Source organism: Neobacillus niacini, from assembly GCF_030817695.1.
GTDB classification, from domain to species: domain Bacteria; phylum Bacillota; class Bacilli; order Bacillales; family Cytobacillaceae; genus Neobacillus; species Neobacillus niacini_F.
This window is the reverse complement of sequence record NZ_JAUSZQ010000002.1, coordinates 915,120-928,087: the sequence shown is the minus strand read 5'-3', so window position 1 is coordinate 928,087 and position 12,968 is coordinate 915,120. Positions and strand designations below refer to the sequence as shown.

The 12,968-nt window shown below is 38.8% G+C and carries 12 protein-coding genes and 1 pseudogene; 6 read left to right on the top strand and 7 right to left on the bottom strand.

The annotated features are described in order from the left end of the window. Positions 1–23 precede the first annotated feature (23 nt). From garR to dapA, 3 genes are read right to left on the bottom strand one after another with little or no spacing between them, the layout of a single operon-like run. Positions 24–911 carry a 2-hydroxy-3-oxopropionate reductase gene (garR, locus tag QFZ28_RS04790; RefSeq protein ID WP_373428043.1) on the bottom strand — a complete coding sequence of 296 codons (888 nt, stop codon included), beginning with the start codon at positions 909–911 and terminating at the stop codon, positions 24–26. Positions 912–942: 31 nt separating this feature from the next. After that, positions 943–2,268 (bottom strand): gluconate:H+ symporter, encoded by a 1,326-nt coding sequence (locus QFZ28_RS04785; RefSeq protein WP_307193598.1) that lies wholly within the window; start codon positions 2,266–2,268, stop codon positions 943–945. Positions 2,269–2,292: 24 nt separating this feature from the next. Next, positions 2,293–3,189 (bottom strand): 4-hydroxy-tetrahydrodipicolinate synthase, encoded by an 897-nt coding sequence (gene dapA, locus QFZ28_RS04780; RefSeq protein ID WP_307193597.1) that lies wholly within the window; start codon positions 3,187–3,189, stop codon positions 2,293–2,295. 351 nt (positions 3,190–3,540) lie between these two features. On the opposite strand from dapA, the gene QFZ28_RS04775 reads away from it, so the two are divergent. Beyond that, positions 3,541–4,584, top strand: a complete 1,044-nt coding sequence (locus tag QFZ28_RS04775) for a CdaR family transcriptional regulator (RefSeq protein ID WP_307193596.1) — start codon at positions 3,541–3,543, stop codon at positions 4,582–4,584. 171 nt (positions 4,585–4,755) lie between these two features. Then, positions 4,756–4,899 carry a hypothetical protein gene (locus QFZ28_RS04770; protein ID WP_307193595.1) on the top strand — a complete coding sequence of 48 codons (144 nt, stop codon included), beginning with the start codon at positions 4,756–4,758 and terminating at the stop codon, positions 4,897–4,899. A gap of 207 nt (positions 4,900–5,106) precedes the next feature. Here QFZ28_RS04770 and QFZ28_RS04765 read toward each other — a convergent pair whose 3' ends face one another. After that, on the bottom strand, positions 5,107–5,280 hold the full coding sequence (locus QFZ28_RS04765; protein WP_307193594.1) for a YjcZ family sporulation protein: 174 nt from the start codon (positions 5,278–5,280) through the stop codon (positions 5,107–5,109). A 162-nt stretch (positions 5,281–5,442) separates the two neighbouring features. Between QFZ28_RS04765 and QFZ28_RS04760 the strand changes: the two genes are divergently transcribed. Next, positions 5,443–5,982, top strand: a complete 540-nt coding sequence (locus QFZ28_RS04760; protein ID WP_307193593.1) for a hypothetical protein — start codon at positions 5,443–5,445, stop codon at positions 5,980–5,982. 326 nt (positions 5,983–6,308) lie between these two features. Beyond that, complete coding sequence (locus QFZ28_RS04755; RefSeq protein ID WP_307193592.1) at positions 6,309–7,181, top strand: sulfite exporter TauE/SafE family protein; 873 nt, start codon at positions 6,309–6,311, stop codon at positions 7,179–7,181. Between the two features lie 530 nt (positions 7,182–7,711). Here the strand turns inward: QFZ28_RS04755 and QFZ28_RS04750 are convergent. Continuing rightward, positions 7,712–8,719 carry a bifunctional metallophosphatase/5'-nucleotidase gene (locus QFZ28_RS04750; protein ID WP_307193591.1) on the bottom strand — a complete coding sequence of 336 codons (1,008 nt, stop codon included), beginning with the start codon at positions 8,717–8,719 and terminating at the stop codon, positions 7,712–7,714. 165 nt (positions 8,720–8,884) lie between these two features. On the opposite strand from QFZ28_RS04750, the gene QFZ28_RS04745 reads away from it, so the two are divergent. Beyond that, on the top strand, positions 8,885–9,319 hold the full coding sequence (locus QFZ28_RS04745) for a hypothetical protein (RefSeq protein WP_307193590.1): 435 nt from the start codon (positions 8,885–8,887) through the stop codon (positions 9,317–9,319). A gap of 128 nt (positions 9,320–9,447) precedes the next feature. Here the strand turns inward: QFZ28_RS04745 and QFZ28_RS04740 are convergent, their stop codons facing one another. Continuing rightward, positions 9,448–10,659 (bottom strand): multidrug effflux MFS transporter, encoded by a 1,212-nt coding sequence (locus tag QFZ28_RS04740; RefSeq protein ID WP_307193589.1) that lies wholly within the window; start codon positions 10,657–10,659, stop codon positions 9,448–9,450. Positions 10,660–11,071: 412 nt separating this feature from the next. Next, positions 11,072–11,896, bottom strand: coding sequence for an aldo/keto reductase (locus QFZ28_RS04735; protein ID WP_307193588.1), 825 nt, complete (start codon positions 11,894–11,896; stop codon positions 11,072–11,074). 247 nt (positions 11,897–12,143) lie between these two features. Between QFZ28_RS04735 and QFZ28_RS04730 the strand changes: the two are divergent. Further along, positions 12,144–12,859, top strand: a pseudogene (locus tag QFZ28_RS04730) (3-ketoacyl-ACP reductase). The last annotated feature ends 109 nt before the right edge of the window (positions 12,860–12,968 follow it).

Sequence of the window (12,968 nt, the reverse complement as noted above, 5' to 3'; positions counted from 1 at the left end):
CTCTATGAAGTTTTTTTAAAGATTTAACGAGAAACTTCTGTATTCGCTAATTTTTCATAGTATTTTACTAGACTGCTATGGTCCTCAAATTCATACCCATCTACTTTCAATGCATACATCATTTCCAGAACAGCTGCCGTTAATGGAGCTGGAGCACCGAACTCATGGCTGGCTTCCAGTGCATTTGTTAGGTCTTTCATATGCAGGTTTATACGGAAACCAGGATTGAAGTTACGGTCTAACATCATCGGTGCTTTTGCATCCAATACCGTGCTTCCTGCTAAACCGCCGCGGACGGCTTGGTAAACAGCATCCGGGTTCACACCTGCTTTTTGCGCCAATACAAATGCTTCCGATACCGCAGCAATGTTTAATGCTACGATGATTTGGTTTGCAAGCTTTGTAACGTTACCTGCACCGATTTCGCCCACGTGCACAACCGATCCAGCCATCGCTGCTAATACATCCTTCACTTCTTCAAAAACTTCCTTTTTGCCACCCACCATTACAGAGATTGTGCCGTCAATTGCTTTTGGCTCCCCGCCGCTGACAGGAGCATCTAACATTTCAACGCCCTTTTCGATTAATGCTCGATATACTTCTTGAGAGGCAGCTGGGGCGATAGAGCTCATGTCCACATAGATTAATCCTTCATGCGCACCTTCAATAATTCCGTTTTCTCCTAAAGCAACTTCCTTTACGTTTGGAGAGTTTGGCAGCATGGTGATGACGATATCTGATTTTTCAGCAATAGCCTTTGGTGTTGATTCTACTTCTGCTCCTAATGATACTAGTTCTTTAATTGCCTCTATATTAAAATCACTAACAATCAATTGATACCCCGCTTTGAGCAAGTTTTTGCTCATAGGCTTACCCATAATTCCTAGTCCAATAAATCCAATTTTCTTCATTATTCCTTCACTCCTACAAATTCTTTTTCATTTATCCAATAAACATATTGAGGATTAATACACCGAACAATCCAAGGATACCGAGTGCGGTTGTATAAGTGGTTCTAATCTTAATGGCTTGGCCAACGGATAGGTTGAGATATTCTTTGAACATCCAAAAGCCAGGGTCTGTCACGTGGGAGAAAGCAATACTTCCACAAGTTACAGCCAGAGTCATTAATTCCAAGCTAATACCAGAAGCTTGAGCGATTGGCAGAACCACACCAGCTGCTGTCATAACGGCAACAGTGGCAGATCCTAGAGCAATACGCAAGATTGCCGCAATTAACCAAGCAAGGACAATCGGAGAAATATCCCACCCGTTTGTTAACTCTTTGATATAATCAGCAATACCACTGTCTACTAATACTTGTTTGAATGCCCCGCCGGCACCAATTACCAGGATAATCATGGCCATCGGCTTTACACTGCTAGAACACGATGACATAACGTCCTTTAAGGACCGACCAACCCTAGTTCCAAGCAAATAGAAGGAAAGCAATAGCGTAAGCATTAAGGCAATCGTAGCGGAACCAAAGAATTCCATAGCATGTCTAAAGCTATTCGTTTCGGGTAACGCAACCTCACAGGCGGCAGATATTCCAATGAGTACCACTGGGACAAGTGCAACCGTGATACTGGATAAGAAGCTAGGCAGTTCTTCCTCTTTAAAAATCTTCGTACTGCCAATCCCTTCAGGAATAGAAGGATTAATTTTTTTTACAAATGGCAGTCTTGGCCAAGTCAAAGCGATGAAAACGCCTACAGGAATGGCAATAATCAAGCCATACACTAAGGTTAAACCCATGCTTGCACCGAATGCGTCTACAACCGCTGCTGGTCCTGGGTGCGGAGGCAGAAAGCTATGTGTAGTCGATAACCCAACCGATGTCGGTATAGCTACCCAAAGTAAATTTAACTTTGTTTGACGTGCAATCGTGAAAACTAATGGAATTAATAAGACAAAGGCAACTTCGAAGAACATCGTAATCCCAAGGATATAAGCAGCAATCAACATCGCGAATTGAACCCGTTTGATTCCCATTTTGTCTATTAGGGTGGTGGCAATCCGTTGAGCTGCTCCAGCATCAGCCATAACCGTTCCAATCATGGCTCCAAATCCTAAAATCAAAATCAATTCATCAAGCTGCCCACCGATTCCTCCATAAATCGACTCCAGTAATGCATCCCCTGGCATCCCTTGGAGAAAGCCCACAAATAAAGCAGCAATGATTAAAGCAATAAAACCATTTATTTTTAATGGAATCATCAAAACCAAAATAAGAGCAACAGCTAATCCAACATAAACTAATGGCATAGTCAACTTCCTCTCTCCGAGAAATTAGATAGTTTGGTAGAGCTCTAAGTCTTTTAATACATTAGCTAAAACTTGCTTGCTTTCTGGATTCATTTCGGCTGCAGGAGCTAATGCATAACCCACATCAATTCCTACCATTCGTAAACCTTCTTTTAACACGACAGGGAATGTTGCTTTATCCACTGCTAAACGCAAGGGAGCAAGTTTAAACTGCAATTCTAGTGATTTTTGATAGTCGCCTGCAACAAACGTATTGTAAATATCGGCTACCAATTTAGGTGCAATATTTCCTGTGCTCGCGATCGCACCAGTGGCACCATGACATAAACCTGCATAAATGAGTGTGTCGCGCCCAAGTAACACGGAAAATGATTCGCGAGGGGTTACTCGTAAGTACTCAGCAGTTTTCGTCATATCTCCGCTGCTATCTTTAATTCCAATAATGTTATCAACCATACTAAGTTCTTCGCAAGTCTTCACATCAATTTTCACTTGTGTACGAGCTTCATTCCCATAAAGAATAATTGGCAGATTTGTTGACTTGGCGATTGTCTTAAAGTGCTCGGCCAACTCCGTTTGGGTTGGTGACATAAAATACGGAGTTAAGACAGATAATGCTGCAACACCGCCAATTTCTTCTACCATCTGTGCGGTTTGAATACAGTCTCTAGTAGTAATCTCACTAGCACCACAATAAACGGGAACTCTGCCAGCGGTGTGATCGACTGTTACCTCTACAACCCGGCGCTTCTGCTCTTTCGATAGACCGTAAATTTCACCGCTGCTTCCTAGAACAAATAATCCATGAACACCACCTGCGATTGTGTAATCAATTACCTTTCGCAGGGCATCTTCCATCAAGTTACCATTTCTATCTAAAGGTGTGACTAATGCAGGAATGACCCCATTTGGTTTAAACATTGTTTTAACTCCTCTCGCTCTTTCATTATTTAAATTTACTGAAACTCCCAAAAATGATGTCAGATTCCTAGAATGTGTAGGTAAAGTTTATCCAGACTATTTTAGGCAAATGAACAAGTGAATTAGATTTTATTAGAATCTAAAATAGTCAAGATTCTTCATATGATCGTCTTATTACAATAAATCAAACATTTTTTGAATTTTTCTGCAACTTTTGGTAACCGCTTACAAGTTTTATTGTATAATTGTCTTACAAATAAAACAATCGTTCAAATTACTAAGAAACTGTTTTTTTTTTTAGGCAAATAAACAAATCTTTCAAATAATTCTAGTATTCAAGGGGATTGGCAGATGAAAATTAATAAAGTTCTAGCCCAAGAGATTGCAGATAAAGTAATGACCGTTATTCCCTACAATGTAAATATTATGGATGAAACAGGGATAATTATTGGAAGTGGGGATGCAAATAGAAAAGGCAAATTGCATCAAGGAGCGATTGCAGCAGTCGAACAAAATACCATTGTTTGCCTCTATGATTCAGAAGGTCCCTCCATGCCTGGTGTAAATATCCCGATCCATTTCAGAAAGAAAATTATCGGCGTGATTGGAATAAGCGGAGAACCAGCCATTGTTGAACCTTTTGCTGAATTAGTCCGCGTAACAGCAGAACTATTAATTAACCAGGAATATTTATATACAGAGCGTAGAATACGAGAGCAAATGAAGGAAGAATTTTTATATCAATGGGTTTTTCGTAAAGATCAATATGATGCTGTTTTTAAGAATAACGGGGAAGCAATGGGGATTAATCTTACTATGGAAAGAATGGCCATTATCGTTAAGGGTGAAACCATTAAAGAACCCTATTTAAAAGACCAGGAATTTTCATTCAAACTAAATCATTCTTCGTTACTTTTCATTGTGCCGGCCGATAGTGATATCTTAAAAAGATTGGAACAGATGAATACCCATCCTCGTACGAAAATTGGAATTGGAGGCAGTAGTACACTTGTATCAAAATCCGTGCACGAAGCAGAACGGGCGATTGATATCGCTGAAAAACTAACACTGCCTTCAACTTTTTGTTATTATCAAGAGCTAAAGTTTATTGATTATTTAACGAATAAAGATTTGTCATTTAGTGAAATCGGTGATTTTTTCCAGGAGTTTGAGGCTACACCTAAAGGACAAGAGCTCATTGAAACACTTCTTTGCTATATAAAAAACAGTGGTGATATGAACGCAATTTCAAATGAACTTCATATCCATCGGAACAGTTTAGCCTATCGCTTACAAAGAATTGAAATATTAACTAACAAAAATCCTAAAAAGTTTACAGATTTATTTCAACTCTATACTGGATATGTCATATATAAAATGAAGCATTCAAAGTAATGTTTGCATCAAAATCAGCCCTCATGCGTAAAGCATGAAGGCCGATTAGGTTGGAATCTATGTTTCAACCAATATATGAAATTATCCATTCCAATTAATTGATTTTAGTTAACGATATCCAATGTGTAATTTAGCGTTTTTAAAACATACTATATTTAGAGGTGATATAGAATGGAAAAAGGAACAGCCAATGAAGAAAAAAATGATCAAGTAATTCATTCAAAAATTTATGAACAAGTGAAAAGAAACAATCTTATGGACTGGGGTGAAATCGAACTAATAGAAAGCGTCCAACAACAAGTGATAAAAAATTAGTCGAAGTTTGAAAGGTGAATTTTTCGAAATTCCTGTTAGTGATCAAGAATGATAACCCTCCTCGTATCGGTCATTCACCAAGTCAGCCCTTATTTTAATATGTAATTCTATATCAGACAAAATAATTTGAGGGAGACGATTCCATTCGTCTCCCCCTTTTTCGTATCCTGAATGAAGCTTATTTAAGAACACCGTTATAAGTGCCTTTTAATCGCAGAAACAAAATGCACCAATAATGATTAATAAAATAAACAGCACGATTATAATGATAAAACTATCGCAACCACGTGTTTGAACACATGGAGCCGCATAGCCATAATGCATTTGAGGCTGAGGAAGTACGTTAGCCCCCATAGTTTGTGACGGAATCATATTATCCATTGTAACACTTCCTTTCGTTTGCATAGAGAGCAAGTTTACCAATTCACTATATAATACACACGGAAAGGAAATTCGAGCCCGTCTAGATAAAAAAATATGGGGAAAAATGAATAATGTCCAAAGACACATCTTCAGTTTAAATCAATTGGTGGAGGGAGTAACATGAAAAAAATACTTTATATGATGTCGGTTGCTTTACTACTCTTAGCAGGGTGTAATGCAGGAGAACCAAATAATAACCAGTCAACAAATGAACCAATAGAGGAGACTGAAGAAAAACCTAATGAACCAGAACAAGTACTGACAGAACAACAAAAAGCAGATCATAAAGAGAAGTTAATTGAACTATCTCAAGAAAGTCAACCACGAGAAACACCACAACCGCTTACAGAAGTGCAGGTGAAAGAAATTATTGACCATTATGGAATTGGAGAAGGTGACAAGTTAACGAATGTGTCTTTTGTAAATCGTGAAATTAAAGCAACAATTGATTTAGCTCCAAATGAAATGTTTCCTGCTAAGGAAATGGCAGTTAATAGATATAGTCAATTATCAGATGAATTATTAAAACATGAAGGCTGGGAAATCTTATCGATTACATATCCTAATATTGGGACGATCAGTATGAATCGTAATGAAAAGGAAACAAATGAATTTGGTGATTATTTCCCAACGATGGTAATCGAAGAAAAATTAAAGTGATAAACTTTAAAAAGATAGAAAAGAAACTTGATGAATTGCTGCGTAAATAATGAAAAGGCATTCTACTCTTTTTTATCACTAGCGATTCTCACTAATACTAATAAATTATAATTAACGAAGACACCTATAATAATCAGAGTTGTCCATATTTATGGCAGCTTTTCTTTTTTTTGTAAAAAGCCACTGTATTTAAACGTGAAACAGTGGCTTTTACTTGTTTGTTTTGGATTTGAAACCAATCAAAATGTCTGAAAAAAAGTATTTACAAAAGCTTTCTCCATAACTTATAATCCATATAAGATTACTTGGTATTGAGGAGGTTGAATATGAAAAAATTAATTATTTTTTCTGTAATAGGTTTTTTAGCACAGCTTGTCGATGGTTCTTTGGGTATGGGATTTGGGGCAACCTCCTCCTCATTACTATTAATGTTCGGAATAGCTCCTGCAGCAGCCTCTGCTTCGATTCATATGGCTGAGATTGCCACCACTGCCGCGTCTGGTGCTTCACATTTATGGTTTAAAAATGTAGACAAAAGGATTTTATGGAAACTAACCATCCCTGGCTCGATTAGTGCGTTTATAGGGGCGGCTTTTCTAAGCAGTTTACCTGGAGATAAAATTAAACCATTTATCTCAATCTTTTTAATCGTACTAGGGCTCTATATTCTAATTCGTTTTCTGTTTTTCAATCATTCTTCTAAGACTCAAGGTTCAGCCATTTCAAGTAAATTCTTAACACCACTTGGTATGGTTGGCGGCTTCTTTGACGCAGTTGGAGGCGGAGGCTGGGGACCCATCACAGCTCCCGTATTAATTGCAAAAAATGGGATTTCCCCTAAAAAAGTAATTGGAACGGTAGATACAAGTGAATTTGCCATTGCTGTATCAGCGACATTAGGATTCATCTTATTTCTAGGGGTGGACCAGTACCAATGGCAATGGGTCATCGCGTTTATGATTGGCGGAGTAATTGCAGCTCCTATAGCAGCTTGGCTTGTAAGAATCGTTCCTTCTTATATGTTAGGGGTGTTAGTGGGCGGTTTTATTATTCTTACCAATTCAATGACCATTATTAAAACCGTTGCATTACCTGTTTCTTTAGCGACCCTAGCATACGTTCTCATTATCGGATTATGGGCGATTGCTATTTTCTATCAATTAAAGAATCGGAAACGAGCTCTAGCGGTTCATCAATAAAACATTTACAAAACCTTAACTCCAAGGAAGTAAACTTTTTACAATGATGTATTATTCTAGTAGTAGTGGGGATAGCATGCGTGGCTATCATGGTATATGGCGAAGGTGGAGCCAATACAGAAGAAACAACAGAGGAATTAAAATAACTGATTAAGGGAGCTGGGAGAACCACACTTATCAACGATTCGGATGAAGAATTCTCGAAGTATCTGTATATACGTTATATGGGGTATTTTCACTACATAATATCCTCCAATGAAGTGTGAAATTACTTTGCTGCACATCCTCTATCATGGTCTGTTATGACGCGGGTTTGCACTCACAGAAGTGGTCTTAATTGATTTTATATCTCATTGGCCATCACCCTTTTAATAATCATTTCTACTGATTCGGCATTTTGCAGGATCTTTTTTTTGTGTACACAAATTTGTATCAGTCTCCTGCACTGTGCTGGATTAAAAATTAAAAAAGGCCGCCAGCCAGTTGGTTTCACCGACTACTGGACAACCCCTTGCATTACTACTTCATCATTAATTCATCGCTGCACGATATTCGTCAATAATTCCTTGTATCTTCGGATCTGCCGGAACATTTGTCACGTCGTAGAGGAATCCATCAGACTCTACCAACTTCATTTGACCGTCAACGACTTCAAAAGTCAAATCCAAGCGACCTAAATAATTCTCTTGTTCTCCACCGGCTTGAGTAATTGGCACCATTACCTCTCCGTTGAATTCGTATTCAGGCGTTGTGATGACTTTGTGTGTATCAGCGCCGATTACCGCAGAAACTCCGGGAACCTTAGCCAAATTGTGGTCTTCAGGGTTTCCGGCATGAGAAAGGACAACGTTTATGTCCGACTTTTCACTTACTTCAGGAAGCAAGGCATTTAGCGCTTCAACCGGTTCAATAAAATCAAGGTCTGCAACGTCATTCCAGCCGCGAATTTCCGGCTTCATCGAAGTAAGACCAATTACCCCGACTTGAACACCCTTGTAAGTAAACCCCTTCCAAGGCTTGACATTCTGTATGTACTTTCCTGTTTCCTTATCAATGACATTACCAGTAAGGATTGGGAAGTTTACGTTGCAGTGGTAATTCTTTAACTGTTCATAAAGGCTATACGGTGTGCCCTCTCCTGCAGGGTAAACGCGGAAATCGTTGTTTCCGAGAACCATCGCATCATAGTCGATTGCCTTCAAAAGAGACGTCTCCAACTCTCCTTGACCGCTCTGAAACTCTCCGCGCAGAAAGACATCCCCGCCATCCACAAGTAACACATTCTCCTCTACATTGCGAACTTCTTCAATGATCGTAGCATACTTCGCAATTGAATTGTGATGAACAGTTCCATCTTCTAGTGTGACAATGTCATCCACATGACCATGAAAGTCATTCGTCTGGAGTATAGTGAGTTCAAACTTCTCTCCCTCCTTAAGCTTTTCCTCGGCATCTGCCGTAACAGGTGCTGCGACAAAAGCAGCAGCCATCGCCAGTGAAAAGCAGCCCGTCAATAAATTCTTTCTCATTTTACTCATACTCTCTCCTCCTATTCAGTACTCTATTAAATTGTAAAACTAGAATGTAAAGTTATTATGAACTTCTGATTAAAATCACGATAAGATGGAGAGTTTTCCCTTCCATACTGCTTTGTTGGAAAAAACTAAACACATAGAATTTCTTGGTTTCCAATAATCTCTTTTATGTTGGCGGGAATCATCTTCTTATTATTGCCTCTGTTCGATATAAAAGGTGTTCTTCAACATCTTTTTGTCTTTATTGGTCCACTAACGCTATCCTTTGTTTTTTTAGGTTACTCCTTTTATCTTTTAAGCAAAAGAAAACAGGGTAAAGGGTTCTTTTGGGATGATGAAGGGGTTGTCATTGACCTAAATGGCAATATGGTTTATTGGGATGAGATTGAAGATATAAAGATTTTTCAAAGCAGTGTTACGCATATGAGGTCTACCGTTATTTATCCTTATTATACAAGTCACGAAAACATAAGAATTCGTCGTAAGAGAACACTGCCCACTCCCGAACATTCAATTGATTTGTTTTTAATTAAAAAGCCAAAGGAACATCATAAAAATTTAATAAAAGTTTGGGAGGAGAGACAAACGAAGACCATCACTTGATGGTCTTCGCGGCTTTTTGCATTGGTTTAAAGAATGATTTTATCTAACATGCATGTCGTTTGGCTGAGGGCCTGCGCATCGAATACGATTCGTTTCATCGTCGTTCGTTCAAAATCAAATCGAACTAATTACTTTGTAGCCGGAATCCGTATAGAAGGTTTTCCAACTAATCCATAGTATGATAAGACCGCCAATAAGCTAGCTGAAAACATAATTATCCCCATTGGAATGGCTGAATATTCTCCGGCAATCCCTACGAGTGGCGCCGTTAATGAGCCAAGTACAAAGGGAAGGAGCCCTAATAGTGCAGAAGCACTTCCCGCAATATGTCCTTGTGTCTCCATTGCTAATACAAACGAAGTGGTACCCGTGATACCGATTGAAGCGACAAAAAAGAAGATGGGGATCGCAACCGCAATCAGTGGTGCTTTGACTAGAAAAGCTACCAGTAAAGCAAAACCTGAAACGTTCGCAACCAATAACCCGATCTTTAAGAACGTTTTCTCTGATAGAATACCTGCAAAGCGGCCAACTACTTGCGTTCCGACAATAAGTGCAATACCATTCACACCGAACAATAGACTGAACACTTGGGGAGTTACTCCATAGATATTCTGATAGACAAACGAAATACCCGAAACATAAGCGAATATTCCTGCAACCATGAAGCCTTGACTAAGGGCATATCCCGTGAACTGGCGATCTTTTAACAAAGAGCCAAAATTATTCAAAATTTGTGTAATATCACTTGGGACACGGTTTTCCTTTGGTAATGTTTCTTTCAGTTTCCATGAAACGATGAGAACCAATACCAGCCCTATGCAAGCCAAAACAAGAAAAACACCTGACCAATTTGTAAATGCGAGTATCATCCCACCGGCAATCGGTGCCACGATCGGCCCGAGGTTTCCCACTAACATCAATAAGGCGAAGAACTTGGTGAGTTCCCTTCCACTGTACACATCGCGAACAATCGCTCTTGAGATAACGAGCCCGCCTGCTGCTGCAAAACCTTGCATGAAGCGTGCCACGATAAATGTGTAAATATTGGGTGAAAACGCACATATTACAGAAGCGACCAAATACATAATGAGGAAAATTCGCAACGGCTTGAGGCGGCCTTGAACATCACTCATGGGTCCAATAATCAATTGTCCTAATCCCAAACCTAATAAGCAAGTCGTTAAGCTAATTTGTACTAAAGAAGCAGTTGTGTTGTATTCCTTTACGATGGTAGGAAAAGAAGGTAAATATGTATCAATGGTAAAAGGACCTAATAATGAAAGTGACCCTAAGAGTAAAGCTAGTTGCAATCGTTTCGTACCTGTTAATTTATTCACTATTTCTGTCCTTTCTATTCACTGTGAGCGTCTACTTTTGGTTCATTTTAAACCCTGCCGATTTATGCGGTAACGGCTGACTGGCGATTTTATAATGAATGGATTATTAAAAGTTTATGCATTCATAAAACTTAGCATAAGGAAAAACACTTCGTCAATCGAAACGAATTCAACAAAAAACTCTTGTTCCGTTTTTTAGACAAGTTTCAAAATTCCTATCTATGAAGATATATTCAAAAAAAATGCTCAGATTGACTGAGCATTTTTTATAACTATTGCATATTAGCCAAAATTTCATGGATTTTTTTATCTACTAGAGGATGAATATTTAATGAAAAGCTAGGAGATAAAACAAACGAAGACCATCACTTGATGGTCTTCGCGGTTTTTTGCATTGGTTTAAAGAAGGATTTTATCGAACATGCATGTCGTTTGGCTGTGGGCCTCTGCGTCGATTGCGATTAAGTTTATTTATTTGGTCCATTTCATTTGCGGTAAGTTCGAAATCAAATACGTTAAAGTTTTCTTCGATTCTTGATGGTGTTACAGATTTCGGAATGACGATGGTGTTATTTTGTAAATGCCAACGTAACACTACTTGTGCTGGAGTTTTGCTGTGTGCAGAAGCTATCTTTTGAACCACTTCGTCTCGCAGCACCTCTCCTCCTTGTTCAAGAGGACTCCAAGCTTCTACAAAGATATTATGCTTTGCACAAAATTCTTTAATCTCATTTTGAGCTAGGTAAGGATGACACTCAATCTGGTTCAATACAGGTACGACTTCACACTCTTTTAAAATGCGCTCTAAGTGTTCAATTTCAAAGTTACAAACCCCAATCGCCTTCACCCGGCCATCATGATAAAGCTTTTCTAATGCCTTATAGGTGTCAACATACTGGTCAAAATTAGGAGTTGGCCAGTGTATCAAATATAAATCAACATAATCAAGTCCTAATCTGTCCAGGCTTTCCTCAAATGCACGTAAAGTTTTTTCATAGCCTTGGTCAGAATTCCAAACCTTGGTGGTAATAAACAACTCTTCACGAGGAACGGAGGATTCAGCGATCGCCCTTCCCACGCCTTTTTCATTCTTATAAATCATCGCTGTATCAATTGAGGTATAACCAACTTTAAGTGCGATTTCAACCGCCTCTGTCGCTTGTTCGTCTGGAACCTGCCAAACACCAAAGCCCAGCTGCGGCATCTTTAAACCATTATTTAGCGTAACAAAATTCATCCTATATTCTCCTTTGACAATCAATATGTATTAACCTTCATACTTGAAAATAGTATCATACCTGTTAATTTATACGCTATTTCTTGCATTTCTATTCACGACCAACAGGGATGGTTCTCATGGTTTTTTATGGTTAGTGCAGACCACGAGAACCGTCCCTATAAGCTTTTTAATGGTGAAATTATTTTGAAAAATTTGGAGAGAATACATGTGTTAGACTATCTTATTCAACTTAGGGAGTGTATGGATGATTTCTTTAAAAGGTAAAAATGCAATCATTACTGGAGCAGGAAGAGGAATTGGCCGAGCTACAGCCATTGCTTTAGCGAAAGAAGGCGTAAATCTTGGATTAATCGGCTTAAACATGTCTAATTTGGAAAAAGTAGCAGATGAGCTGGCTTCTTATGATGTCAACGTTTCTGCCGCAGCAGCTGATGTATCAGACTTAACTTCCGTTCAGCATGCTGTAGAGCATATACAATCAGACCTAGAGTCTATTGATATTTTAATAAACAACGCAGGTATAGCGAAATTTGGCGGCTTTTTAGATTTAACCCCGAAGAGTGGGAAAACATTATAAGTGTTAACGTAATGGGTGTCTACAATGTTACGAGAGCTGTCTTACCGGGAATGATCGAACGGAAATCTGGTGATATTGTCAACATATCTTCGTCGGCAGGGCAAAAAGGAGCTCCGGTTACAAGTGCATATAGTGCATCCAAATTCGCTGTTCTGGGGCTAACAGAATCACTCATGCTAGAGGTTCGAAAACATAATATCCGCGTAACAGCATTAACACCAAGCACAGTAGCAACGGACTTAGCCTATGATACAAATCTAATTACTGGAGATCCAGAAAAAGTAATGCATCCGGAAGATTTAGCAGACCTGATTGTCTCTGGTTTAAAACTACACCCAAGAGTTGTCCTAAAAACGGCTGGTCTTTGGTCAACGAATCCATAACATGTAAAGCCCATACTAAACTTTACTGGAATGAATATCACAGTTTAAGTGGAGATGTAATTCTTCACTTTTTTTGCGGCTTATCGGAACATTAATAGGAAGGCGCTTT

Bases quoted from the DNA above. Each gene is read 5' to 3' on its own strand.
- garR (WP_373428043.1), bottom strand. From the start codon at position 911: ATGAAGAAAATTGGATTTATTGGACTAGGAATTATGGGTAAGCCTATG.
- QFZ28_RS04785 (WP_307193598.1), bottom strand. From the start codon at position 2,268: ATGCCATTAGTTTATGTTGGATTAGCTGTTGCTCTTATTTTGGTTTTG.
- dapA (WP_307193597.1), bottom strand. From the start codon at position 3,189: ATGTTTAAACCAAATGGGGTCATTCCTGCATTAGTCACACCTTTAGAT.
- QFZ28_RS04775 (WP_307193596.1), top strand. From the start codon at position 3,541: ATGAAAATTAATAAAGTTCTAGCCCAAGAGATTGCAGATAAAGTAATG.
- QFZ28_RS04770 (WP_307193595.1), top strand. From the start codon at position 4,756: ATGGAAAAAGGAACAGCCAATGAAGAAAAAAATGATCAAGTAATTCAT.
- QFZ28_RS04765 (WP_307193594.1), bottom strand. From the start codon at position 5,280: ATGGATAATATGATTCCGTCACAAACTATGGGGGCTAACGTACTTCCT.
- QFZ28_RS04760 (WP_307193593.1), top strand. From the start codon at position 5,443: ATGAAAAAAATACTTTATATGATGTCGGTTGCTTTACTACTCTTAGCA.
- QFZ28_RS04755 (WP_307193592.1), top strand. From the start codon at position 6,309: ATGAAAAAATTAATTATTTTTTCTGTAATAGGTTTTTTAGCACAGCTT.
- QFZ28_RS04750 (WP_307193591.1), bottom strand. From the start codon at position 8,719: ATGAGTAAAATGAGAAAGAATTTATTGACGGGCTGCTTTTCACTGGCG.
- QFZ28_RS04745 (WP_307193590.1), top strand. From the start codon at position 8,885: ATGTTGGCGGGAATCATCTTCTTATTATTGCCTCTGTTCGATATAAAA.
- QFZ28_RS04735 (WP_307193588.1), bottom strand. From the start codon at position 11,896: ATGAATTTTGTTACGCTAAATAATGGTTTAAAGATGCCGCAGCTGGGC.